This window comes from Amphibacillus cookii (genome assembly GCF_016908375.1).
In the GTDB taxonomy this organism is placed as follows: Bacteria; Bacillota; Bacilli; order Bacillales; family Amphibacillaceae; genus Amphibacillus_C; species Amphibacillus_C cookii.
The window spans coordinates 1-22,721 of record NZ_JAFBDS010000009.1 but is presented as its reverse complement, the minus strand read 5'-3'; the positions used below and the strand labels follow the sequence as shown (position 1 = coordinate 22,721).

Annotated in this window: 25 protein-coding genes and 6 tRNA genes; 12 read left to right on the top strand and 19 right to left on the bottom strand. The window is 35.7% G+C overall.

The window, feature by feature from the left end; all coding sequences use genetic code 11:
- Nucleotides 1-67 precede the first annotated feature (67 nt).
- A complete protein-coding gene (locus tag JOE23_RS13235; protein WP_204439057.1) occupies nucleotides 68-562 on the bottom strand; it encodes a shikimate kinase in 495 nt (164 codons plus the stop codon).
- Nucleotides 563-799: 237 nt separating this feature from the next.
- Here JOE23_RS13235 and comGA point away from each other — a divergent pair, with 237 nt between their 5' ends.
- From comGA to JOE23_RS13200, 7 genes are read left to right on the top strand one after another with little or no spacing between them, the layout of a single operon-like run.
- Nucleotides 800-1,807 carry a competence type IV pilus ATPase ComGA gene (gene comGA / locus JOE23_RS13230; protein ID WP_204439054.1) on the top strand — a complete coding sequence of 336 codons (1,008 nt, stop codon included), beginning with the start codon at nucleotides 800-802 and terminating at the stop codon, nucleotides 1,805-1,807.
- Nucleotides 1,779-2,834 (top strand): competence type IV pilus assembly protein ComGB, encoded by a 1,056-nt coding sequence (gene comGB / locus JOE23_RS13225; protein WP_204439052.1) that lies wholly within the window; start codon nucleotides 1,779-1,781, stop codon nucleotides 2,832-2,834. Before comGA ends, comGB begins: the two co-directional genes overlap by 29 nt.
- Nucleotides 2,835-2,845: 11 nt before the next feature.
- Nucleotides 2,846-3,163, top strand: coding sequence for a competence type IV pilus major pilin ComGC (comGC, locus tag JOE23_RS13220; RefSeq protein WP_204439051.1), 318 nt, complete (start codon nucleotides 2,846-2,848; stop codon nucleotides 3,161-3,163).
- A complete protein-coding gene (locus JOE23_RS13215; protein WP_204439050.1) occupies nucleotides 3,153-3,596 on the top strand; it encodes a prepilin-type N-terminal cleavage/methylation domain-containing protein in 444 nt (147 codons plus the stop codon). Before comGC ends, JOE23_RS13215 begins: the two co-directional genes overlap by 11 nt.
- Nucleotides 3,586-3,921, top strand: a complete 336-nt coding sequence (locus JOE23_RS13210; protein WP_204439049.1) for a hypothetical protein — start codon at nucleotides 3,586-3,588, stop codon at nucleotides 3,919-3,921. Before JOE23_RS13215 ends, JOE23_RS13210 begins: the two co-directional genes overlap by 11 nt.
- Nucleotides 3,869-4,321 carry a competence type IV pilus minor pilin ComGF gene (gene comGF, locus JOE23_RS13205; RefSeq protein WP_204439048.1) on the top strand — a complete coding sequence of 151 codons (453 nt, stop codon included), beginning with the start codon at nucleotides 3,869-3,871 and terminating at the stop codon, nucleotides 4,319-4,321. The genes JOE23_RS13210 and comGF overlap by 53 nt, the downstream gene beginning before the upstream one ends.
- A complete protein-coding gene (locus tag JOE23_RS13200; protein ID WP_204439046.1) occupies nucleotides 4,290-4,646 on the top strand; it encodes a hypothetical protein in 357 nt (118 codons plus the stop codon). Before comGF ends, JOE23_RS13200 begins: the two co-directional genes overlap by 32 nt.
- A gap of 33 nt (nucleotides 4,647-4,679) precedes the next feature.
- On the opposite strand, the gene JOE23_RS13195 is transcribed toward JOE23_RS13200, so the two are convergent.
- The 5 genes from JOE23_RS13195 to JOE23_RS13175 all read right to left on the bottom strand — a co-directional run bounded on the left by JOE23_RS13195 (nucleotide 4,680) and on the right by JOE23_RS13175 (nucleotide 10,777).
- Nucleotides 4,680-5,303: an MBL fold metallo-hydrolase gene (locus JOE23_RS13195; RefSeq protein ID WP_204439044.1), complete on the bottom strand. Its 624-nt coding sequence runs from the start codon at nucleotides 5,301-5,303 to the stop codon at nucleotides 4,680-4,682.
- Between the two features lie 258 nt (nucleotides 5,304-5,561).
- Entirely contained in the window at nucleotides 5,562-7,457 is a 1,896-nt protein-coding gene (locus JOE23_RS13190; RefSeq protein ID WP_204439329.1) for an LTA synthase family protein, read from the bottom strand.
- Nucleotides 7,458-7,627: 170 nt separating this feature from the next.
- Nucleotides 7,628-8,587, bottom strand: a complete 960-nt coding sequence (locus JOE23_RS13185) for an ROK family glucokinase (protein ID WP_204439042.1) — start codon at nucleotides 8,585-8,587, stop codon at nucleotides 7,628-7,630.
- A 93-nt stretch (nucleotides 8,588-8,680) separates the two neighbouring features.
- Nucleotides 8,681-8,794 (bottom strand): YqgQ family protein, encoded by a 114-nt coding sequence (locus tag JOE23_RS13180; RefSeq protein WP_204439038.1) that lies wholly within the window; start codon nucleotides 8,792-8,794, stop codon nucleotides 8,681-8,683.
- 531 nt (nucleotides 8,795-9,325) lie between these two features.
- Nucleotides 9,326-10,777: a spore germination protein gene (locus JOE23_RS13175; protein ID WP_204439037.1), complete on the bottom strand. Its 1,452-nt coding sequence runs from the start codon at nucleotides 10,775-10,777 to the stop codon at nucleotides 9,326-9,328.
- Nucleotides 10,778-10,885: 108 nt separating this feature from the next.
- Here JOE23_RS13175 and JOE23_RS13170 point away from each other — a divergent pair, with 108 nt between their 5' ends.
- On the top strand, nucleotides 10,886-11,734 hold the full coding sequence (locus JOE23_RS13170) for a hypothetical protein (protein ID WP_204439036.1): 849 nt from the start codon (nucleotides 10,886-10,888) through the stop codon (nucleotides 11,732-11,734).
- On the opposite strand, the gene JOE23_RS13165 is transcribed toward JOE23_RS13170, so the two are convergent.
- On the bottom strand, nucleotides 11,731-12,282 hold the full coding sequence (locus JOE23_RS13165; RefSeq protein ID WP_204439035.1) for a 5-formyltetrahydrofolate cyclo-ligase: 552 nt from the start codon (nucleotides 12,280-12,282) through the stop codon (nucleotides 11,731-11,733). The two genes, JOE23_RS13170 and JOE23_RS13165, sit on opposite strands and share 4 nt — an antisense overlap.
- Before the next feature lie 109 nt (nucleotides 12,283-12,391).
- Entirely contained in the window at nucleotides 12,392-12,541 is a 150-nt protein-coding gene (gene rpmG, locus JOE23_RS13160; RefSeq protein WP_017472580.1) for a 50S ribosomal protein L33, read from the bottom strand.
- A gap of 176 nt (nucleotides 12,542-12,717) precedes the next feature.
- On the opposite strand from rpmG, the gene JOE23_RS13155 reads away from it, so the two are divergent.
- On the top strand, nucleotides 12,718-13,071 hold the full coding sequence (locus JOE23_RS13155) for a hypothetical protein (protein WP_204439033.1): 354 nt from the start codon (nucleotides 12,718-12,720) through the stop codon (nucleotides 13,069-13,071).
- Nucleotides 13,072-13,082: 11 nt separating this feature from the next.
- Entirely contained in the window at nucleotides 13,083-13,556 is a 474-nt protein-coding gene (locus JOE23_RS13150) for a hypothetical protein (protein WP_204439031.1), read from the top strand.
- 86 nt (nucleotides 13,557-13,642) lie between these two features.
- On the opposite strand, the gene JOE23_RS13145 is transcribed toward JOE23_RS13150, so the two are convergent.
- From JOE23_RS13145 to JOE23_RS13095, 11 genes are all read right to left on the bottom strand, one after another.
- Nucleotides 13,643-15,763 (bottom strand): peptidoglycan D,D-transpeptidase FtsI family protein, encoded by a 2,121-nt coding sequence (locus JOE23_RS13145; RefSeq protein ID WP_204439029.1) that lies wholly within the window; start codon nucleotides 15,761-15,763, stop codon nucleotides 13,643-13,645.
- Between the two features lie 165 nt (nucleotides 15,764-15,928).
- A complete protein-coding gene (locus JOE23_RS13140; protein WP_204439027.1) occupies nucleotides 15,929-16,540 on the bottom strand; it encodes a superoxide dismutase in 612 nt (203 codons plus the stop codon).
- Nucleotides 16,541-16,780: 240 nt separating this feature from the next.
- Entirely contained in the window at nucleotides 16,781-17,341 is a 561-nt protein-coding gene (locus JOE23_RS13135) for a TraR/DksA C4-type zinc finger protein (protein ID WP_204439025.1), read from the bottom strand.
- A 114-nt stretch (nucleotides 17,342-17,455) separates the two neighbouring features.
- Nucleotides 17,456-17,528: transfer RNA gene (locus JOE23_RS13130), tRNA-Phe, on the bottom strand.
- Between the two features lie 14 nt (nucleotides 17,529-17,542).
- A tRNA-Ser gene (locus tag JOE23_RS13125) sits at nucleotides 17,543-17,635 on the bottom strand.
- Nucleotides 17,636-17,647: 12 nt separating this feature from the next.
- Nucleotides 17,648-17,724, bottom strand: a tRNA-Ile gene (locus tag JOE23_RS13120).
- A gap of 4 nt (nucleotides 17,725-17,728) precedes the next feature.
- Nucleotides 17,729-17,804: transfer RNA gene (locus JOE23_RS13115), tRNA-His, on the bottom strand.
- Nucleotides 17,805-17,831: 27 nt separating this feature from the next.
- Nucleotides 17,832-17,908: transfer RNA gene (locus tag JOE23_RS13110), tRNA-Met, on the bottom strand.
- A 5-nt stretch (nucleotides 17,909-17,913) separates the two neighbouring features.
- Nucleotides 17,914-17,988 (bottom strand) — tRNA-Asn (locus tag JOE23_RS13105).
- Nucleotides 17,989-18,188: 200 nt separating this feature from the next.
- Nucleotides 18,189-19,835 carry a Na/Pi symporter gene (locus JOE23_RS13100; protein ID WP_204439023.1) on the bottom strand — a complete coding sequence of 549 codons (1,647 nt, stop codon included), beginning with the start codon at nucleotides 19,833-19,835 and terminating at the stop codon, nucleotides 18,189-18,191.
- A gap of 525 nt (nucleotides 19,836-20,360) precedes the next feature.
- Nucleotides 20,361-21,011, bottom strand: coding sequence for an NfeD family protein (locus JOE23_RS13095; protein WP_204439021.1), 651 nt, complete (start codon nucleotides 21,009-21,011; stop codon nucleotides 20,361-20,363).
- Nucleotides 21,012-21,080: 69 nt separating this feature from the next.
- On the opposite strand from JOE23_RS13095, the gene JOE23_RS13090 reads away from it, so the two are divergent.
- Together JOE23_RS13090 and ispG are read left to right on the top strand one after the other, a co-directional pair.
- Complete coding sequence (locus JOE23_RS13090) at nucleotides 21,081-21,452, top strand: hypothetical protein (RefSeq protein ID WP_204439019.1); 372 nt, start codon at nucleotides 21,081-21,083, stop codon at nucleotides 21,450-21,452.
- Between the two features lie 72 nt (nucleotides 21,453-21,524).
- On the top strand, nucleotides 21,525-22,619 hold the full coding sequence (ispG, locus tag JOE23_RS13085) for a flavodoxin-dependent (E)-4-hydroxy-3-methylbut-2-enyl-diphosphate synthase (protein ID WP_204439017.1): 1,095 nt from the start codon (nucleotides 21,525-21,527) through the stop codon (nucleotides 22,617-22,619).
- Nucleotides 22,620-22,721: the final 102 nt, after the last annotated feature.

Sequence of the window (22,721 nt, the reverse complement as noted above, 5' to 3'; positions counted from 1 at the left end):
GATTGAAGGTTCGTTTTATAGGTAGCTTAACCTGAGAAATGCTTTTCATACACTAGAATAGCTAACGTCATACATTCACGAGTGAAAGAATGTGCTCTACTATCTTTTCAGCTTGAAGCCTGTCTGTTTCTACAACATGTGTAGCCACTTCAATATATTTACCTTCTCGCTCTTGCAGTAATTTCTCTTTATCACGAGCGTTATCTTGCCAAATCGGTCTGTTCTCATCATGTTTCAAACGATTATATATGGTAGCCCAACTTGCTTTTAAATAAATAACCATTTCCCCTTTTAACCATTCTCGATTGAGTGACCGCTCAATAATACCTCCTCCGGTGGATATGACATGATCTTCAAGCGGTAAATCTTTTAAAACTTGGTATTCATAAGCCCGAAACGCCGATTCCCCTTCATCAGCAAATAGCTCTTTTATCGTTTTATTTTGCCTATGTTCTACTACTACATCTGTATCGATAAAAGAGAGTGATAACCTTTTGGCTAATTGTCTACCAACCGTCGATTTCCCACTTCCCATAAATCCAACAAGATAAATGCTCCTCATTATATCAATCCTTCCTATATATTTCCTATTATATCTCTGTTCCTTTTAACTACTTATTTGGAATGAAGTCGGAAAATAATAATATTAATTTTTTTAACCTAAAATCAAATCGGATTTTGTATCAGAAAACGTTAATCATTAATTTTCTCACTGTCAGCGGTTAATTATCTAATATTCTCAATATATAAAGCAATTTGATTATTAGCGTTGTTAGCGTTATATTACCTATAGAAAGGAGTGATAAACATCTATTCAGCTACTCGATTTATTCAAGAATTGCTTAAGATAGCTACAAGTAGTAACGCAACAGATATACATTTTTTCCCCGATCATACTGCAGTGTTAATTTTTTTCCGCATTAACGGTGAGCGAAAATACCACTTTAAAATCCATCATAACCAATATCGAATTGTTCTTAATCATTTCAAATTTTCCTCTGGTATGGATATCGGAGAAACTCAAAAGCCGCAAGATGCTGCTTTACAGATAACATTTAAAACGACAAACTTTAATTTACGTTTATCTACTCTTCCGGTAAAACAGATGGAAAGTCTCGCGATTCGGATACTACCTCAACTACACGCAAAAGCACTTGAAGATTTGATATTATTCCGCTATCAAGTACAACAATTGAAACGTATTATTACGAGAAAGGCTGGTGTCATTTTATTAACAGGTCCTACCGGGTCAGGAAAAACAACTTTATTATATGCTTTACTTGAACATTTACTAATAGAACAAGCCTATCAAACCATTACATTAGAAGATCCAATTGAAAAAGAGATGCTTAATTTTCTTCAAGTTCAAATCAATGAGAAAGGTGGCATGACGTACCACACTGGCTTAAAAGCAGCATTAAGGCATGATCCTGATCTGTTGATGGTAGGAGAAATTCGTGATCAAGAAACGGCGGAATTTGTCTTTCATGCGGCATATACCGGTCATTTAGTTTTTTCAACATTACACGCAAAGAATGCCGCAGGTACTATACATCGTTTAATAGAAATGGGCATTAAACACATAGACCTTTGCCAAAATTTAATTGCCGTTGCTGCCCTTCAACTTATCCCCGTTTTCTATTGTCAACAAAAGAAGCGGCGGGCAGCTATTCTAGAGATATTGAGCGAAAATAACCTAACTGCATACATTAACAGCTTAAATGAATCACAGTTAATTCATCAAACTTTTAATGAACTAAAAAGAAAGGCTTTTGCTTATGGTTATACTGAATCAGCGACTGTTTAATCCTAGTCGACCATTGAGATTATCTGTGCAAGAGCAGATCAAGTTATTAAATAGATTATATCGGCTTTTAGGACATGGTTATTCCCTTTTAGATGCACTAGATGTCTTAAAACGTCAAAAACATTGGGATGAAGTGATCGTGTATTTTCAGAATGAATTAACGAAAGGAAAAGATTTTGATTGTGTGTTAAATGATTTAGTTTTTGACCAAAGAATTGTAACGTTTATTTATTTTGCTTCGCGACATGGCAATTTGATTCAAACATTACAACAAGCGATTCAATTTATCACTCAACAAATGGATTTACGTGATCGTTTTAAGAGAGCAATTCGGTATCCAATTTTTCTTATAACAAGCTTTTTAATCATCTTATTTTTTGTACACTCTCTCGTCTACCCTTCATTTCTACAGCTTTATTCTACCGCCACACACACTTCTTCTTTTTTACTTATTTCAATAAAAGTAGTAGATTTTATATTTTCAATTTTTTTACTCGCCGGTTTAATGTTGCTATTGGTTATTTTTATTTGGTTTAGTTATCGTAATAAACTATCGATCAAACAAAAAGCTCGACTGATTCGTTATTTCCCTATGATTAAAAACTATGTAAAAAAACAAATTAGCTTTTCATTAGCGATTCACCTTAGTTCACTTTTAGCAGCTGGTCTTTCTCTTAAGGATAGTCTTAAAATCATAAATGACTATAAGCAACATGCGCTATTAAGCTATTATTGTGGCTTTATAGTAAATGGGTTAGAAGCCGGTTTAACAATGGGACAAGCTATGCATCAACATGCTAACTTCGAACATGAACTAACCATAATATTTGAGCACAATCAAAGTCAACATTTATTGAAAAGAGATTTATTATCATATTCTACTTTTCTGCTAGAAGATTTGCAAACAAATATTAAAAAAATAATTCGTTTTATTCAGCCAACCGTTTTTACTGTGATCGGTATTAGTATTATTTTAATTTATTTGTCAATTATGCTTCCCATGTTACAACTTATTCAAACGATATAGGAGTTGATTAGATGATTAAGAAAGAACAAGGCTTTACTTTAATTGAAATGTTGATTGTCCTTGCAGTTATTGCGATTTTATTAATTTTGCTTGTACCTAATCTATCAGAACGAAATCAAGATATTCATACGAAAGGTGAGGACGCATTAGTTCAAATGGCGGAAGCTCAAGTACAAGCTTACTATATAGACCATGGCAAATATCCGGACTCCGTAAAACAACTGGTCGATCAAAATTATTTAACCACAAATTTACTGGCAAACGGCACGAAAGAAATTGTATTTGAAAATTCAAATTCATATAAAGTGATTGTTCGAAATGTTCCTTAGAAAGCAACACGGTTTTTCCTTAATAGAATTATTAATTGTTCTGACCCTTATTAACGTACTGTGGCTCATAAGTGCTAGCCATTATCATAAAAAACTTGATCACATAGCATTTGAACAATGGTATCAGCAATTTGAATTGGACATTATTGAATTACAGAAACATACAATGGTCACTAACATAACTTACCACATTCAATTTTATCCGAGTGCAAATCGGTATGAACTTCGGGAAGGCCCCTTTGGTGAAGGTCTCGTCAGAAGAGAATGGCCAGAAGAATGGAAAATCATGATGCTAACTCTACAAAATCCAATTAGATTTACACGAACAGGGACAATTAGAAGCCCTGGAACCATGCAAGTAAAAACAAATACGGCTATCTACCATATCTATTTCCCATTTGGAAAGGCACGGTGTTATTATATTGAAATCTAAACAAGAGGGATTTATTTTATTCGATGCTTACGTCGGCTTAGTACTTTTAATATTAGTAATGAGTACTTTACTTCCTGTGATTATTCAATATAAAATTGAACAATCTGTTTTAGTAGAGCGTGTCGATCATTATCATTTTCTTTACAACACCATTCAAACGATTAAAGTAACTGACCTTCCACTATCAATGACTCGTAAGTTAAACGAAAAGATTGTAGAAATTGATTTTTATATTTTAAATAATCAAATAATAGGTAAAGGAACATGGACAAATGCAAAAAAACACCCTGAAGAAATATTCGTCTATTTCCAATTATCAGAGTGAAGTGGGCTTTACCTTAATCGAGATGTTACTTGCTTTTTCTATTGTATTGATTATCTTAACCATCATCCCCTCTATCTGGAAAACCACAAATCTTAATAGATCAACTGAAAGGTTCTCCGTTTACCAATTTTTCCACTTTATATCAGATCAAGTTCACGAGAATAGACTTACAGATACAAGTGATGACCAAATTTTATTGACAACAATCGATGGAGACTTTATAAGATTTTCGATGCATAATAATTTAATTCGCAGACAAGTTAATCGCTCTGGACACGAAGTTTTTTTACAAAATGTAGCTACATTACGGGTGACTACAGAAGATGATTATCTATTACTTACATTAAAAATGGAATCTGGAGGTGTCTATGAAAAAGTTATTCAATTATTTTCACAATGAGGCAGGTACAGTCACTGTTTATTTATTTTATTTAGTCACCCTGCTTTTATTGCTAGCCGTTTCAGTTATCCAACATTATCAAAATGAAACGAACCTTGTAAAAATGGAAATAGAGCATTTAAAACTAGAGATGTTACAACAGTTGGCCTATCAATCCTTAATTAACGAATGGGAAGAATGGGGTGATCAAGAGAAGGTTGAATTTCAATATCCAATTGGAGAAGCAAAGATATCCATATCTAATCATGCCGAAGAACTTGTAAAAATCATCATTAATGCTTCAACAGCACCACCATATCAGCGCTCAAGGATTTATTATTATTAAATTCTTGAGCGAAGAATATGACTTTCAACTAAATTATAATGTTACGAAAGGATTGTGCACCTTTTCATAGCCAATCGTTGTTTCAGGACCATGACCTGATAGTACCTTGTAATTAGCATCTAGTCGATATATTTTATTTCGAACAGAATCGATTAATGTGACATGGTCACCGCCAGGTAAATCTGTTCGTCCAATACCCATCCTAAACAAACAATCACCAACAAATGCTAATTGGTCTGTTTCGAATATAAATGACACCCCACCCGGTGAATGCCCCGGTGTGTGTACTACTTCAAATTTAAATGAACCTATAACCATCTTCCCTATTTTAAAATAACCATCTGCTGGCCTAGCAGTGATCTCTCCTAATGGGAAATATTTCGAGCTATTCAAAGACGGATCCGTTAACCATTCTGCCTCTGATTCATGCAAGTAAACAGGAATACTGTATGTATCTCGTATTTCATCTACCGCACCAATGTGATCAAAATGGGCGTGTGTTAATAAAATGGCAATTGGATTCAACGCTTCTTTAGTAATAAAAGCTCGAATCCGTTCTGCTTCGGCACCCGGATCTATAATAATAGCTTGATCATCTTGATAGATGATATAGCCATTTGTTCCTAATTGCCCTAATGACATCGTCTCTACATGCATTGAAAGTCACTCCTTATCTAAAATCCATTAATATAAAACGCCCTAAATCAGTAAGGGTTTTCGTTCTTCTCCCACTAATTGGTCGTTGAGTGAATCAGGATTATCGTCCGTTATCTCCCAACTTAATGGATGAGCGCTACTATTTTGAGGTGGGCGTTTTACGGACGTTTATCTGTGATAGATAAACTATACTGTTTCTGACCCTATTGGCTGATCAACTCACGTTAAAGAGCTCCTTGATCAACAAGGAGCTCTTTATCATTCATTAGAAAAATCATGGAATCGGAATAGATCCCCATAAATAATTTTATCAGAATAAGACATCTCTTGTTCGACTTCTTCAATCAATGGCGTACAAGCGGTCTCTTCCGTATCTTCATTACTAACACGCCCGGTCATTTCAACACCCAATTCCTCACCTGTTTCGCGATCATAACAAACACCACTTGTATAAACATAATCGTCTGTTATGAAGCTACCATCTCGGAGTGCAACAAATTCTTTTCGATTTGGTCCAAATAAATTTGTACCAAAACTAATATCGCTTGAATCATCAACACCTAATAAATGCATTAATGTAGGTTTAACATCGACTTGGCCGGCAATGTCAGAAATAACTTCTCCTTCTTGATCAGGGATATGAATGTAGAGTGGAACACGTTGTAATTGAACGTGATCATATCCATTTATTTCATCTTTATCTAGATAGGTTGCCATCGCACGATTGTGAAAATCACTAATTCCATAATGATCCCCCATCATCACAATAATAGAATCATCATATACACCAGATTCCTTCAGATGATCAAAAAATTCTTCAATTGCTTCATCCATGTACCTTACCGTTTGGAAATACTGATTCAATGTACGAGAGTTTGAATCAAATTGATCAATCGTTGCATCTTCTTCATCCAAATCAAATGGATGATGATTAGTTAAGGTGATAAATCGAGCATAATAAGGTTCCGGCAATGAAGTTAAATACTTCATTGATTGTTCGAAAAATGACTTATCTTTTAATCCCCAACCTACACTATTTTCATCATTAACTTCATAGGCATCGATATCATAAAATTGATCAATTCCTAAATTATCGTACATACTATTTCTATTCCAGAAACTCCCATTGTTAGCATGAAAGACAGCTGATTTATAACCATTTTCAGCTAGTATTTGTGGTGTGGAATTATAGGCATTACTACTGTGTGTGAAATAGGCTGCACCACTAGGCAAAGCATATAATGAATTCTCCATAATAAATTCTGAATCTGCTGTTTTTCCTTGTTCAGTTTGATGATAGAAATTTTCAAAATAGTAACTCTCATCAATTAAACTATTTAAGAACGGGGTAACCTCTTCCCCATGAAGTGTGTTGTTAATTACAAATGTTTGCAGAGACTCTAGCGTAATAAAAATGACATTTTTATCTTCAGCAATGCCGAACATATCAGTTATTTCATTATCAGTTGTGTAATTATCAACATGGGTTAAAATATCAGAGAGTTCATTGCCATCGGCAAACACACGTTGCGCCTGTGAGCGAGATTGTTGCACAACATCGTAAATATGAAAATTGAACAGACCTATATTCTTCACTAAATACTCGCGATCAAAGCCACGTTGCAATAATTGTGGTCTTTCAATTTCAGCCAAAATGTAGTTTCCAAGTAAAAAAGCGATTGACATACTAAGTACTAACAGCTTCTTCTTTTTAGGAAATTCTACAGTTAAATTAAGGTCTCTACGTGTTGTTAAATACCAAATTAATGCAAGATCGATAAATACTAGAAAATCAATCATTTCCGCTAAGGCTAGCACACTGGATCCTAAATCAGCGGCATTACTTCCTTGAAAAAGGATAGGAATCGTTACAAAGTCTCCAAAACTTCGATAAAATAATATATTAAAATATAAAATTAAGGTTCCTATTAAAGCCATATAACGTATATAACGCAATTGATTCTTTTCCTTCATCCACACACTTAATGAGAAAAACAAGAATGCAGTTACAAATGGGTTAATGAAGAGAATAAATTCTTGCATGACATTTTCCAAATCAATATTGAAGAAAAAGCGGTAAATCATATATGTTTTGGCTCCGAATAATAAACTTGCCACCACATATAAATTTATGTGTTTGTTCTTTAAGAACATCATTTCGTCCTCCCTTAAACCTTAAACTAAACTTTATATTAAACTCAGTTAAAGATTTGATCTAAATATATTAATAACTCAACTTGCTTTTTTTAAAACCTACTAAACCATTAGACGTAAAAATTTATATAATAGTTACATCTTTAACTAGTTTATTTGTATTGTATGCCTCAAGATTGATGTTGCTTCACTAAAAAAGCCGCACCAATTATACCAGCATCATTACCTAATGTCGCTATTGCAAATGTACTGCCTTCACTAATGCGTGGTAATGCATAGCGTTGATATGCATTTTTCAACGGAATTAACAGTTGATCACCAGCTTTAGATACACCACCGCCAATAACAATCTTCGAGGGATTTATAACAGTAGCAACATTAGAGATAGCAAATGCGAGCACATCAACCACTTCAGTAATTACTTCGTTTGCACATGGGTCACCTTGTGCCGCTGCTTCAAAAACATTTTTAGCAGTTAATATTTTATTCTCTTTTAAAATATTTGTCAAAGTTGAGTGCTTTGTTTTTTTAACTTTTTCAGTAGCAATTCTTGCAATCCCCGTTGCAGAAGCAATTGTTTCTAAACAACCTCGACGACCACAATTACATGGGGCGCCATCTCTTTCTATTGTCATATGGCCGATTTCGCCAGCAGTCCCATTAACACCACTGACAATTTTACCATCTACGATAATACCTCCACCAACGCCCGTCCCTAATGTAATAGCAATTAGATGATCAGCTAACTGTCCTGAACCTAGCCAGTTCTCCCCAAGAGCAGCTATATTGGCATCATTATCGACATACACGGGTAACCCTGATAAATCAGTTAAAATTCGTCCTAAAGGAAAGTCGCGCCAACCTAAATTAACAGCCTCTGCAATATCACCACTATCTGCCACAACAAAACCAGGAGCGCCCGCGCCAATCCCAAGTATTTGCTGTTTTTCTATTTGGTGTATCGCAAGCTTGTCCGTAATCGCATCCCAAATATCGTTTGGAATTCTATCTGCCATTGCCCCTTTGTTCGTAGCAATTTCCCATTTATCTATGATCTCTCCTGTGGTACTAATAATTCCAATTTTTACTGTTGTCCCACCAATATCTACACCAATTAAATATTTGCTCATTAGAATCACTCCTATTAACCCTTAATTTTCTAATTCATGCATTAAAATTTTACTAATCTTTACATAATAAGATTCACTAATAACACTTTCATCTCATAAAGCTTCAATCTCTATTAAACTAAGTTCAATTTCTGTGTGTTTATTTCCGATGTAGATAATGATACCGAATTTAAGTAAAAAGCGTTTCACATCTTGATACGATTCCATGCTAATCCCTAATCTAAATAAAGCAATTGCTTTAACTATAAACGAATTGTAAATTATTTTCAACGTTTTCATAACTTAAATTTTAACCATCGAAACAATGCTTAACTAAATAAATGAAATTAGCAAAGATTTTGATTTCGTATCTTATTGCTTTTGTTTATTTTTTCTTAACATCTCAACTTCCGCACACTGAAAATAGTCATTCAACCTTGATCGTGTTCACTAGACGCGGTATTCAATAGGCTTATTGATTTTATCTCTGCATGGATGTGTCCGCCTGCGACCTTCTCATACGTTTAATATGTTTAGAACGTTGTTTCGTTCCGAAAAACAATGGATTCGCTTTTCGTTGGGATGGCCTCGGGCCTACAGGATGTAGGTCAATTAGACGTTGTCACACGAGGTGACGGGTTTAGTCTAATATTCCACTGTGTGAAGCAAAGCTCACGCCTCAAGTGGATCTTCAGCTCATCCTATTCCCGCAGAAGTCTCACTCCTTGCTTATCTCCACTTATACTGGGGGTTTATATGTTAAGACCGATCTATATCTTGTGGGTCGAGAAAAGAGGGGCGATATTTTTTAAATGGTATAGGTAATCGAACCCATACATTTAATAAAGCTTTTAACGAAAATGGTATAAACGGCCATAAGTATCCGGTTTTAAATGTTTTCATCTGTGTAAGAAGTAATAACCATGACGTCACACCAATAACATAACCAGAGACTCCAAATATTGCTGTTGTAATCAGTAAAAATAATCTCGTGATTCGGTTGGCTAATGACATCTCGTAACTTGGCGTACAAAATGTACCCATTGCAGCAATCGCAATATAGAGCACCACTTCACTTGAAAACAAGCCCACTTCCACCGCTACTTCTCCGATCATAATCGCTGCAACTAAACCTAATGCGGTAGCTAAAGCTGATGGTGTGTGAATCGCAGCCATTCTTAAAACATCAATGCCTACCTCCGCAATGATAAACTGACCAATGAGCGGAACCGCCCCATGGTCATCTGGACCAATAAAATCAAGTTGCTGAGGAACTAATGAGGGGTTAATAGATAATAAATAATATAGAGGTAATAAGAACAATGCGGCTAATACTGCTATAAATCGCACCCCTCTTAAATAAGCGCCAATAGAAGGTTTTTGTCTATATTCCTCAGCGTGTTCTAAATGATGCCAAAAAGTTGCTGGTAAGATCATTACACTTGGTGAGCCATCTACAATAAGAATAATATGTCCTTCATATAAATGCGCGGCCGCTGTATCAGGTCTTTCTGTGTAACGAATCGTCGGATATGGATTCCAAAATTGGCCTGCCAAGAACTCTTCAATCGTTTTTTCTGCCATTGGTAATCCATCTACGTCAATTTCTTTAAGATGTTGTTCAATAAGATTTACTTTTCCTATATCTGCAATATCACTCAAATAACAGATACACACATCAGATTTTGATCGTTTTCCTATTTGAAGATAGACCATTCGAAGGGAGCGATCTCGAATACGCCTTCTTGTTAGCGCTGTATTAAAAACAATCGTTTCAACATAGCCATCTCTTGAACCTCTGACTACTCTTTCAAGATCGGGTTCTTCTGGTCCTCTAGCCGGATAAGTACGGGTATCAATTAAAATAGCAGATTGAAATCCCTCTACTATTAAAGCTACTGGTCCAGATAAAATCTGATCAATGACTACATCAAGATCGCTTTCTTTTTCAATTTCTGCATATGGAATATAGCGTTTCATGAGTTTGGTTAGCCCATTCACTTCTAATTCACCTTCTGTTAATTCAGACAGAAAATGCATTAAAAACATTAACACTTCATCTTTAACAAAACCATCTACTAAGAACAAACACATGTCACGATTAGCATAATTTAATTCTAGCTTAACCAAGTCAAAACTCTTGTCAACAGCTAACTCATCTGTTAAATACTTTATTTGGTTCGTATATGTAGTCGATTTATCCCTTCTCAATCATCTCACCTACCTCTTATTCATTAGCCTATACTAAAGTTAAGACTTCATACATAGGTATATAAACAGCAGCAGTATTATGTTTAATGATAACGAGGTGGAACCGCAATGAATAAAAAAATGTTAACCCTATTAATTATTATTGTCGTGAGCATGTTTTTTTTTCACCAGCTTTTATCACCGACAAATAAAACAATGAAATATTTTCCGATTGATCAACAAGCTACTTTTGAAGAAACAAAAACAGCGCTAACACTATCTCAAAATGGCGCTGACCAACCACTATTGATCTGGGAAACAACTTCTCAGACCGCTGAGCCTGTTTTTTTAAGACATGATGCTAGCTTACTATTTCAAAATGGACAACTTAAAGGCATTCAATCTAAATGGATTCAAGACGCAACCGATATTAAACAAACTGCCAGTATTGAAACACATGATAATCAATATTTTCAATCGATAAGTTACCATTACAGTGAAATTCACACAAATTCAGACCAAATCAATAGTATACATCAACTATCAAATGATCATATCTATGTAATTAACGATCCATTTGACAAAGCCTATGCATTTAAAGTCCCAGATTCCGAGCAAGACAACCATTGGGTAAGTACGTTGAATCACACGACTGCACAACAGCTTGATTTTCATTGGACCCATTTGATAAATCACTTTAATATCGATCGCAATGCCTATTATGAAATACCTTTACTGGATTGGACAGCATATCAACACGATCCACTACCAGGATTAACTTTAGAAACGACCAAACGCGTTACTGCACAATTGTGGGAAGGTTTATATAAGCATTACATTCTGCCATTTAAAGTGGCTCAAAAAATTGAGGAGAGTTTTGTGCCATTAATCTTACTTGAGAAAAAAGGCGATCACCTACTTGTTTTATTCCAAGACGTAAATGGAGAGAAACAACAATTAATTCAGCGTATTCGTTAATTTACTATAATCAGATGCGTCACTGGTTGATCAAACGGTTCGTGAAGAAGTTCGTCCACTATTTGTTCACGCCAAACCAAACTAATAGAGGAATGATGATAATTAGCCAAGAAACGATCATAATAACCGCCTCCGTAGCCAATGCGATAATAGTCTCGATCATATACAAGACCAGGCACGAGTAATAAATCTAAATCATTGGGGCGAACATAAATGGTTTGTTCAGAAATAGGTTCCATTAATCGATAGTGCTGCACAGCTAAATCTTGTTTACTGTTAATCAGATAAAATGACAACTGTTTTGTCGCGGGATCACATTTAGGAGCTGCGACTTGCTTATTTTCTAACCATGCTTGTTCAATAATTGGCCACGTCTCCCATTCATGCGTTTGAGAAATCGTAATCCCAATTATATTAGCATGAAGCCATTCCTCACATTGAAACAACGATTTTTGTAGCTGCTTATTTATTTTTTGTCTATCATGGTCAGACATTTTTTTTAGCTTATCTAAGTATTTAGCTCTTAAAAACTGTTTTGATTGCTTCATCATTTACCTCCTAGCACTCCATCATCGCGTCACATCTCTAGTTGAAGTTTGTCCTATGGAAAAGCTTGAAAAAAACTCCTATCTATAAAAGATAAGAGTTTTTTAAAAATTATTTTGTTTCACGGTGAAGCGTATGCTTTTTCAAACGCGGACTATATTTCTTCATTTCAATACGCTCTGGATTAGTACGTTTATTTTTTGTCGTAATGTAATTACGATCGCCTGTTTCAGTACACGCAAGTGTGATATTTACACGCATGATTATCCCTCCAAACTTATCAACTATCAGTTATCATTATTAATCATTTTCAGACTTGTTTATATTATCAAAGATTAATTTAATTTTCAAGTGTCAGTTTACGCAATTTAACTTATCATTTTCCAAAAGCGAAAAATGTGTTATAACTATATAATAGAAAAGAATGGGGGCATATGATGATTTATACGATTATAGGACTACTTATTGTAGCTGTTAGCTTATTTATTATTTCTTTCTTTACACAAGATAAATTTAAAAAGCTTGAACATCAAATTGAACAACTTTCATTGTCTAATTTGCAAGACAATTATCAAATAAAGAAAAAAATTAAAATTTTAGAAGAAGAATTATTACCAAGTGAAATTAATATCACTGATTTTAATAAACAGGCTTCTAATAAATCCAGCCTCGTAAAACAAGTTGAAACATTGTATAGACAAGGTTATAGTGCTGCAGAAATCAGCGAAAAAACAAACCTTAGTGAATATGATATTGAATCTGTCATCAGTCAATATTCAAACATGGAATAAGAGGGGTTATTATGAAACATACGTTACGAACATTTGCGCTTGGCTTACTAACGGCTACACTTGTTATTGGTTATCAATATTATCTAGAAGATGATGAGCCCGAGGTTATTGAAGTGGATATGTCAGAGCAAGAGATGATTGATGCTTTAGAAACAGCAGGATATTATATTGCTGACTCAGAGCCTATTGTTCAAGAAGACATTGCACCAGAAGATGATCAGGTCGAAGAAGATAATGAAACAGATGAAGATACAAATGCAAACGATGAGAGCAATCACTTTATATTAACGATCGAATCAGGTATGACCATATCACAGGTTGCTGATTACCTTATTGTAGCTAATCTTATTGATAGTCGTAGTGAATTTACCGATTATCTATCCGAGCATGGTTATGGGAACAATATTCAAGTTGGGCAATTTGAACTTAGTAGAGATATGACACTTGAAGAAGTCGTTGAGACAATTGCGTCACAAAGGAATTAAACCACTTTAAATACTTTGGCTCATCTGTAAAAAAAATAATTTTAAAAAACAGCCATGCACTAGAATCGTGCATGGCTGCTTCTTTATTATTCCTGATCTTGACTGGCCATATCATCAATAATACTTTCATCAATACCTTCTTTATCACGTTCTTCTTTCAATTCAAAATAAGTGTTAATTAATTGATTACCGATATTATGGTGAATACCATTGTGGTCATTACCAGTTCCAGCACGTGGAACGATGATCGCAAAAGCAACTTCTGGCTCATCGTATGGCGCATAACCAACTAATGTCAAGTTGTTTGTTTTTTGCTGTATCCCATTATCATAAAAGTGATTTTGAGCTGTTCCTGTTTTTACCGCGACATCGTATTCACTATTTGCCCAATGACGACTTCCAGTACCACTAGTTGCTACACGTCGAAATCCTTGCTGAACACGTTCGATATAATCTTCATCCATATCAATTCGATTTAATACCGTCGGGCTATTGCTTTCAACGATAGAGCCTAGCGTTTCTTTGCTACCATTTGACTGTCTTATTTCTTTGACAAGGCGTGGACTTATCCGATAACCATCGTTAGCAATTGTTGACACGTATTGCGCTAACTGCAAAGTGGTATAAGTGTCATATTGACCAATCGCAAAGTCAAGTAATAAACCACCATTTCCAGTCGTTGGACCGGTTACACCTGTCGATTCAAATGGCAAGTCAATTCCTGTTTCGACCCCTAAGCCAAACTGATTAAAGTAATTTCGCATCGTTTGAAATCCTTCTGGGTTAAAACCACGTAAAGGCTCATTTTCACGATATGTCGCACCTGAAATACGCATCGCTATTTCAAACATATAAACGTTTGACGATTGTTCAATAGCTGTGATGTCATTAACATCATAAAGTTGTTTCCAAGATTGTTTCACTGGGGTTCCAGCAATCCGAATCGGTCGATCATAAATGACTGTTCCTGGAGATATAGCTCCAGTTTGATAGCCTGTTAATACGGTTGCCCCTTTTATTGAAGAGCCTGGTATATGAGCATCATAAATAACACGATAAGCTTGATCGACATACTCGTTTTCTTCACGATCATAGTGAGCGCCAGACATCGCAAGTACATCACCCGTTTGTGGGTCGAGCACAGCGACTAATGCGTCTTCCATATATTTGTTCTCACTAGGATTTTGATTAATATAATCTTTAAGTTCTTGTTGGACAATTTGATCTAAGGCTTGTTGTAACTCAATATCAACCGTAAGCATTAAGTCATTACCGCTCTGCCCTTCTACAACAGTTTCTGTGCCAACAATATTACCACTATTATTTGTGGTATATTCAATAATCTCTTTCTGACCTCGCAAAATACTCTCGTATTGTTGTTCTAATCCACTTGTTCCAACACGATCATTACGACTATAACCTAATGTTAAATAATAATCCTGATTTTCTCTAGGAATGCCTTCATTTGATGAAGTGATTCCACCAATAAAGCTGGAGAATGTGCCATCATACATACTGATACGATTCCAGTCAATTTTAGCATCTATACCAGGCAATCGTGTTAAATTTTCTGATATTAAGGCATACTCTTCTTCAGTCACATCTTCGTTTTTTATCGTATGTGGTGATAATTCATATGCTTGATCCAGCTCTTTTTTTATTGCTACAACATTCAACAAATCAGGATCTGACCAATCATATTCATCATATGTTTTATCTTCTTCAATATAATCTAATAGTTGTTGATACTGTTCACTTGTATCTAATTCCAAATCTTCCTCTGTTAAAAGATCATTAGCATCTTCTGTATTTAATAAATACCAATACTCTTGTTTATCACGATCGCGAACCATCGCTTCAAGTTCTTTAAAGTCATCTGACATCACCATCAATTCAGCTAAATCTTCAGCTATTTTTAAGCGTGCTTTTGCCGAATCGCCATTTTTAGGTGGTGTATATGTGATTGAACGTTCTGGCTCATTATCTAAAATTAATTGACCATAACGATCGTACATTAAACCACGAGGCACAGAAATAGAGGCTCGTGTATTTTCAGTTTGATTAACGCGCTCTCTCGCTTCCTCACCATTTATGATTTGAACAATTCCTAATTGTAAAATAAGTAGAGAAAACAATAAAAAGACAAATAGAAACAACACGTTTAAACGTAATGGTAATTGCGCACGTTTTTTACTTTGTTTAGCCATCGGCTCCCCCCCCTCTTTTCATAAAAAGTATCACAATAAGTAATTATAGCATGTTTTAATGCTTTTTTCATTTTAAAAGTTGATTCATAAAAGAAAAGTAAACCATAAAAATACCCTATAGAATAGAAATTTGTCTACTCTACAGGGTACTTCTTATGTTTTTATTTATTTAGCTTTAGTATACAGTTCAGCAACTTTGTTCCAATCTACCACGTTCCAAAATGCTGAAATATAATCTGGACGCTTGTTTTGATATTTTAGATAATAGGCATGCTCCCACACATCTAATCCTAGAATTGGTGTTTTACCTTCACTAATTGGCGTGTCTTGATTTGGTGTACTGGTAATTTCGAGTTCACCATTGTTAATGACTAACCAAGCCCAACCAGAACCAAAGCGGCCAGTTGCTGCTGCTGCGAATTCTTCTTTAAATGACTCGAAGTCGCCAAATTTAGCTGTAATGGCATCAGCAAGTTCACCTGATGGGTTACCGCCGCCATTTGGTGATAACAGTGTCCAGAATAGACTATGGTTGGCATGACCACCACCATTATTTCTGACAGCTGTTCTAATATCTGCTGGAAGTTTACTTAAGTCGTTTAGTAGCTCTTCCACAGTTAATGTTTGAAGTTCACTATATCCTTCTAATGCCGCATTTAACTTTGTTACATAGGTGTTATGGTGTTTCGTATGGTGAATATTCATTGTCTCCTTGTCGATGTGCGGCTCCAATGCATCATAAGCGTAAGGTAACTCTGGTAATTCAAATTTCCCCATGAATAATGCCTCCTTTAGAATTTTTCCATTCGAAAGTTCACAAAATGTTCACTTTCTTTGCAATTTTTACTTTAGCAAAATAAACCTTAACTAGCAAATTTTTTGCTCAGTAGGGCCTAGTTATTATATTCACCAAAAAGCAACTTGTTAAACAGTTAATTTTATCACATATGACCGGTAATAAACGTTACAACCAATCAGCGGAAGAAGAACGTTCCTACTGATTGGAGTTTCGCTTTATCAAATTTTATCTTCATTTGAATAGCTTTCGATTTGGTCAATATCATTTGAATCATGATCATCCGTTAACTGATCATAGCTATTTTGGTCACTAGAAAAGTCAGATGGGCTTTCTGATGTACCATAACGCTCCACTGTATGCCATGCATCTGCATCATCCATTTCTAGTCTACCCATGGAGTGCTCTCCTTCTGGATATGATGCCGTTTCGTGATTGGCATGCTCTACACAAAACTGTGTGGTCGGAATAGCTTGTAATCGTTCTTGATCAATCGTCTCTCCGCATTTCTCACATTTCCCATATGTTCCTAACTTCATTTTTACAAGCGCTTCGTTAATCGCTTTTAATTCTTTCTGTTCGTACTGATTTAATGCGATATCCTTTTCTTTCTCATACAACTCAGAGCCTGAATCTCCGGGATGATTATCATAATTAGATAATTCAGTGGAGTACTCCTCCTCCCCTATCCTCTGATGATTTTGAACATTCTTATCCAATAATTCATGTTTTCGATTTATTAATTCTCGCTTTATATCGACTAAAACCGTTTGATCTAGCATTGTTTAAGTCCCCTCTTCTGCTTTATTACTTATATCTTTCCTTATAATCAACAGCTTAAACACTTTTTACCCAAAATTAAAAACAAGCCATTAAAAATGACTTGTTTTTAAAAGTGGCTCGGGACGGAATCGAACCGCCGACACACGGATTTTCAGTCCGTTGCTCTACCGACTGAGCTACCGAGCCTTATTTATGTATAATGGCGGAGGAAGAGGGATTCGAACCCCCGCGGGCCGTGAAGCCCCTGTCGGTTTTCAAGACCGATCCCTTCAGCCGGACTTGGGTATTCCTCCGTATAAAAATGATGGTGGACCCTGCAGGATTCGAACCTGCGACCGATCGGTTATGAGCCGATAGCTCTAACCAACTGAGCTAAGGGTCCTTGATGGGGCGGCTGATGGGGATCGAACCCACGAATGTCGGAACCACAATCCGATGTGTTAACCACTTCACCACAACCGCCATCAATACGATTGCAAAAATAAAATATGGTAGCGGCGGAGGGAGTCGAACCCACGACCTCACGGGTATGAACCGTACGCTCTCGCCAGCTGAGCTACGCCGCCAAAAATGGCTCCACAGGTAGGATTCGAACCTACGACCGATCGGTTAACAGCCGATTGCTCTACCACTGAGCTACTGTGGAATAATGTAATAGTATAAAATGCTGATATGTAGTAATGTCAGCGACGGTATATAATATATCACGAATAAAATACCCCGTCAATAGTTTTTTTAGAAAGTAATCTTGCAACAAATTAAATATAGCATGGTGATCTAACCGATTCAATAGTTTTAATAAAAAACATCCTAATACAATGTGCATTAGGATGTGTGGTAGCTATTTTAATGAACGGTTTCTGGAATTTTCTCTCCTAAAACTTCTTCTGCTATATTTAAGGCATGATCACCAATTCGTTCCAAATTACTAAGAATATCGACGAAGACAATACCTGAAGATCCAGAACATTTACCTTCATTCAAGCGTATAATGTGCTTTTTACGAAAACTCTTCTCCATTCGGTCGATTTGTGTTTCATGCTTGACCACTTCAAGTGCTTTAACACGATCCATTTCTGAAAGGGACATAATCGCCTCTTTAACCGTTAAATTAGTCAAGTCTATCATCTTATTCAAATCTTTTTTAGCGTCTTCTGTAATAATAATTTTATTTGAAATCTTAAATTGAATTAATTCAACAACATTCTCAAAATGATCACCAATACGTTCAATATCTCTTACTGAATCAATTAAAGCTGAATGTCGCTCACTATCTGCGTCCGATAATTGTGCAACTGACAACTGAACTAAGTAATCTGTTATTTCACGATCTAATTTATTCAGTGCATTTTCGATTTGAAAAGCATTTTCTGCATGTTTCGTTTGGTGATTATTTAAGAATAAAGCCGTTTCTTCCAGTCCTTTGTATGCATATTCACCCATGCGAATAATCTCTTCTCTCGCTTGGTCTAAAGCCACTGCCGGTGACTGCTGAATAAAAATAGGATCAAGATGTGTTGGTTTAAAATCAATCACAGAATCTTCGCCTGGAATTAATTTAGTCACTAAATGAGCCAACAAACCAATAAAAGGGAAGAAGATAATGAGATTAGCCACATTAAAAATACCGTGTGCAAAAGCAATTGTCATTTCAGCATTTAAACCTAGCGCCTCTCTTATTGAAGCAATTAAAGCTGTATACGGATGAATTAATAACAAAATAACGGTAGCACCTATTAAATTAAAAATAACATGTGTTAATGCCGCACGTCTTGCTGCAATACTTGCTCCAATTGAAGCAATAACTGCTGTAATCGTTGTCCCAATATTATTTCCGAATAATACCGGCATGGCTGCATCTAGATCGACCAATCCTTGTCCCAAAAGATTTTGAAGAATACCAATTGTTCCACTAGAACTTTGCACGACAAAGGTGAAGACCGTACCAATTACCATACCTAAAATTGGATTTCCGGACATTTCAATCGTTAATTCATGAAACGCCTCTAAATAACGTAATGGATACAAGCCACTACCCATTAAATCTAAACCTAAGAACAAAGCACCAAAACCAAAAATGGTTTGGCCATAGTTTTGTAATTTTTGATTTTTAAAAAAGAAAAGCAGTAAAGCACCTACCGCTACAATAGGTAGTGCGTATTCTTCAATTTTAATACCTATAATAAAGGCAGTAACGGTTGTCCCAACATTGGCACCCATTATAACACCAATCGATTGTCGTAGTGTCATAAAACCAGCGTTAACTAAACCTACAGCAAGAACAGTAGTGCCTGTACTTGTTTGTAATAAGATGGTAACAACAATACCAGCTAGCACACCCATAAATGGATTACTAGTAAATTTATCAAGAATATCCTTTAAGCGATCACCTGCAGTTTTTTGCAAGCCCTCACCCATGTATTTAATCCCTAATAAAAAAATACCTAAACCACCAAAAAACTCAAATAATAGATTTTGAATATCAATTTCCACGGATTCTCATCCCTTCACTTCAATATTTGCATGTTTATTTAGTAAACAATCCTTCACTATTATTAATGATATATAAACAAAATGTAAAGAGAATTCGACTAAAATTTACACTAAATTTACACTTTGGTGTGTCTCATCAAAATAAAAAAGGGATGATACCTTTATTATGGTAATTTATCTAAAAATTATTAGCGTGGAAAGTCAATATAAAACGAGCCTTCAATCAGCGGGCGGAGGGCTACAGGATGTAGGTTATGCAGACGTTGGACGTGGCGGCCTTAGTCTGTCATCCTTCTTAAAGACATGGCGGTTTTAGTCTGCGATCTTACTCACCCACTGATTGCAGGTTCGTTGAGTGTTGAGTGAACCAGGACATTAGCGTCCGTTATCTCCCACCTCAATAAATTTGTTCTAAGCTCAATTTTGAGGTGGAGTTTTGCAGACGGTTAGCTGTGTTGAATTTGCAGGAGCAGAAAAGATTCAAAATATTAGTAAGCGCGCTTTTCCATATCATTATTTGAACGCTTATTGCACACGTTGTTGTGGCGGATCAACTAAATCAACAAGTATTCGAGTACCATCAACTTGTTTGACGATAATTTCAGATTGTCGTTCGATCCAATGGCCATTAGTTACCGCACTATAGTCATGATCATTGATCTTTATCGTCCCAACCGGACGCATATCGGTTAATGTAATCCCCTTTTCCCCAATCAAGTGACGATAGCTTTGATTCATTGAGCTATATCCTTTGTCGTCAGTAAGTTGATCCAGTAACGTTATTTTACTCCACATATTCCGCTTTGGTAGAAATTTCAACCATATGATTGAAAAAATAGCACCTACAACTACTCCAATTATGGCATACAGTCCAACAATCCAATTAGGTGAACTTAAACCGACTGAAATAAGCATGAGTACCGCTCCAATACCAGCAAGGGTCCCATCATTAACAAATTGTCCATCAACAAATATAAGAGAAATCCCAGTAAAGTAAATAATGCCCATAATCATCATCATTGATGGATCAAGATAGGCTATAAAATAAATTGAAATAAGTGCCACACCTAATAATGCGAAGATCCCTTTTGTATTAACTAGTAATTCGCCTACCAAAAACAAGGTAGCAAAGCCTACAATAAAAAAACTAATCCAATCAAAAGCAAAGATATTCATCATAAACAACTCCTTCGTTATATATATATCAAGTATACAAATTTTAAGTGTCATAAGGGGGAAAAGATCATGTCAAACCAATATAAAATCGGTACATTAATTATTTTAGCATTAGTTTTTTTTGCTTGTTATCAAGATTTGACTAAACCATCTCATCAGCAAAATCTAACTTCCCCTACTACTTCTCCATTATATTATGATGAAAGCATTGAAAGCTTTCAAGTTATTTCTTATCAAGTTCAACGTGGAGAGCAGCTTTTATCCATCCTTGAAGCGATAAATGATGCTCAAATTCAGAATATTGATCAGGCGATAATTGACTTTAAGTCTTTAAATCCTACAGCTGATATTTATCAATTAGAAGTTGGTCATGTCTATTTATTTCCACGTTATTCAAACGATGAAAATAATTGGACTTATGGCTTCTCATTTAATCTTTAAACCTTTATAATGAATAGCGTAAGAGTTTAATAGATTTTATAAACGTAACGATAAAAAGGAGCGTTAACTTTCATGGTTTTAACACACAGAAAAAATACACGTCCGGTCAAAGTAGGAAATGTGATTATTGGGGGCAAAGACCAAGTCATTATCCAATCGATGACAACCTCAAAAACACACGACGTAGACGCAACAGTATCTGAGATTAAACGTTTAGAAGATGCCGGGTGTCAGGTTGTCCGAGTTGCTTGTCCAGATGAACGGGCAGCTGATGCTATTCCTAAGATTAAAGCACAAATTAATATTCCATTAGTTGTAGATATTCATTTTAATTATAAACTTGCTCTCAAAGCGATTGAGGGTGGTGCTGACAAAATTCGAATAAATCCAGGCAACATTGGTAAGCGCGATAAAGTTGAAGCTGTAGTCAATGCAGCGAAGGCGAAAGGGATCCCGATTCGAATCGGCGTAAATGCCGGTTCATTAGAAAGACATATTCTTGAGAAGTATGGTTATCCAACTGCAGATGGTATGGTTGAGAGTGCATTACATCATATTAAAATATTGGAAGACCTTGACTTTCACGATATTATCGTATCTTTAAAAGCCTCAGATGTTGGATTAGCTATTGAGGCTTATGAGAAAGCTGCTGAAGCGATCGATTACCCATTACATCTCGGCATAACTGAATCAGGTACTTTGTTTGCTGGAAGCATTAAAAGTGCTGCAGGTATGGGTGCTATTTTAAGTAAAGGGATTGGTAACACGATGCGTATTTCCTTAAGTGCCGATCCTGTTGAGGAAGTTAAAGTGGCTCGAGAGCTATTAAAAACTTTCGGGTTAGCTTCAAATGCTGCCACTTTAATATCATGCCCGACTTGTGGGCGAATTGAAATTGACTTGATTTCAATTGCAAATGAAGTTGAAGACTATATCTCAACGATTAAAGCGCCAATCAAAGTTGCTGTATTAGGATGTGCAGTTAATGGACCAGGAGAAGCACGCGAAGCCGATATTGGGATTGCAGGTGCTAGAGGCGAAGGTTTATTGTTTAGACATGGTGAAATTATTCGTAAAGTCCCGGAAGAAACGATGGTAGAAGAATTGAAAAAAGAAGTGGATAAGATTGCAGCTGAATATTTAGCAGCTCATACAGAAGAAAGCTAAAGGCAACTTAAAATGTACCCTATAGAGTAGACACTTTAAAAAAAGTCTACCTATAGGGTACTTTTGTGTATAATTAGAGAAAAAACAGTAAATGGGGAAAGA

Excerpts from the sequence above, each read along its gene's own strand:
- JOE23_RS13235 (WP_204439057.1), bottom strand. The coding sequence starts at position 562 with ATGAGGAGCATTTATCTTGTTGGATTTATGGGAAGTGGGAAATCGACG.
- comGB (WP_204439052.1), top strand. The coding sequence starts at position 1,779 with ATGGTTATACTGAATCAGCGACTGTTTAATCCTAGTCGACCATTGAGA.
- comGC (WP_204439051.1), top strand. The coding sequence starts at position 2,846 with ATGATTAAGAAAGAACAAGGCTTTACTTTAATTGAAATGTTGATTGTC.
- JOE23_RS13215 (WP_204439050.1), top strand. The coding sequence starts at position 3,153 with ATGTTCCTTAGAAAGCAACACGGTTTTTCCTTAATAGAATTATTAATT.
- comGF (WP_204439048.1), top strand. The coding sequence starts at position 3,869 with ATGCAAAAAAACACCCTGAAGAAATATTCGTCTATTTCCAATTATCAG.
- JOE23_RS13200 (WP_204439046.1), top strand. The coding sequence starts at position 4,290 with ATGAAAAAGTTATTCAATTATTTTCACAATGAGGCAGGTACAGTCACT.
- JOE23_RS13195 (WP_204439044.1), bottom strand. The coding sequence starts at position 5,303 with ATGCATGTAGAGACGATGTCATTAGGGCAATTAGGAACAAATGGCTAT.
- JOE23_RS13190 (WP_204439329.1), bottom strand. The coding sequence starts at position 7,457 with ATGTTCTTAAAGAACAAACACATAAATTTATATGTGGTGGCAAGTTTA.
- JOE23_RS13185 (WP_204439042.1), bottom strand. The coding sequence starts at position 8,587 with ATGAGCAAATATTTAATTGGTGTAGATATTGGTGGGACAACAGTAAAA.
- JOE23_RS13180 (WP_204439038.1), bottom strand. The coding sequence starts at position 8,794 with ATGGAATCGTATCAAGATGTGAAACGCTTTTTACTTAAATTCGGTATC.
- JOE23_RS13170 (WP_204439036.1), top strand. The coding sequence starts at position 10,886 with ATGAATAAAAAAATGTTAACCCTATTAATTATTATTGTCGTGAGCATG.
- JOE23_RS13165 (WP_204439035.1), bottom strand. The coding sequence starts at position 12,282 with ATGAAGCAATCAAAACAGTTTTTAAGAGCTAAATACTTAGATAAGCTA.
- rpmG (WP_017472580.1), bottom strand. The coding sequence starts at position 12,541 with ATGCGTGTAAATATCACACTTGCGTGTACTGAAACAGGCGATCGTAAT.
- JOE23_RS13155 (WP_204439033.1), top strand. The coding sequence starts at position 12,718 with ATGATTTATACGATTATAGGACTACTTATTGTAGCTGTTAGCTTATTT.
- JOE23_RS13150 (WP_204439031.1), top strand. The coding sequence starts at position 13,083 with ATGAAACATACGTTACGAACATTTGCGCTTGGCTTACTAACGGCTACA.
- JOE23_RS13145 (WP_204439029.1), bottom strand. The coding sequence starts at position 15,763 with ATGGCTAAACAAAGTAAAAAACGTGCGCAATTACCATTACGTTTAAAC.
- JOE23_RS13140 (WP_204439027.1), bottom strand. The coding sequence starts at position 16,540 with ATGGGGAAATTTGAATTACCAGAGTTACCTTACGCTTATGATGCATTG.
- JOE23_RS13135 (WP_204439025.1), bottom strand. The coding sequence starts at position 17,341 with ATGCTAGATCAAACGGTTTTAGTCGATATAAAGCGAGAATTAATAAAT.
- JOE23_RS13095 (WP_204439021.1), bottom strand. The coding sequence starts at position 21,011 with ATGAATATCTTTGCTTTTGATTGGATTAGTTTTTTTATTGTAGGCTTT.
- JOE23_RS13090 (WP_204439019.1), top strand. The coding sequence starts at position 21,081 with ATGTCAAACCAATATAAAATCGGTACATTAATTATTTTAGCATTAGTT.
- ispG (WP_204439017.1), top strand. The coding sequence starts at position 21,525 with ATGGTTTTAACACACAGAAAAAATACACGTCCGGTCAAAGTAGGAAAT.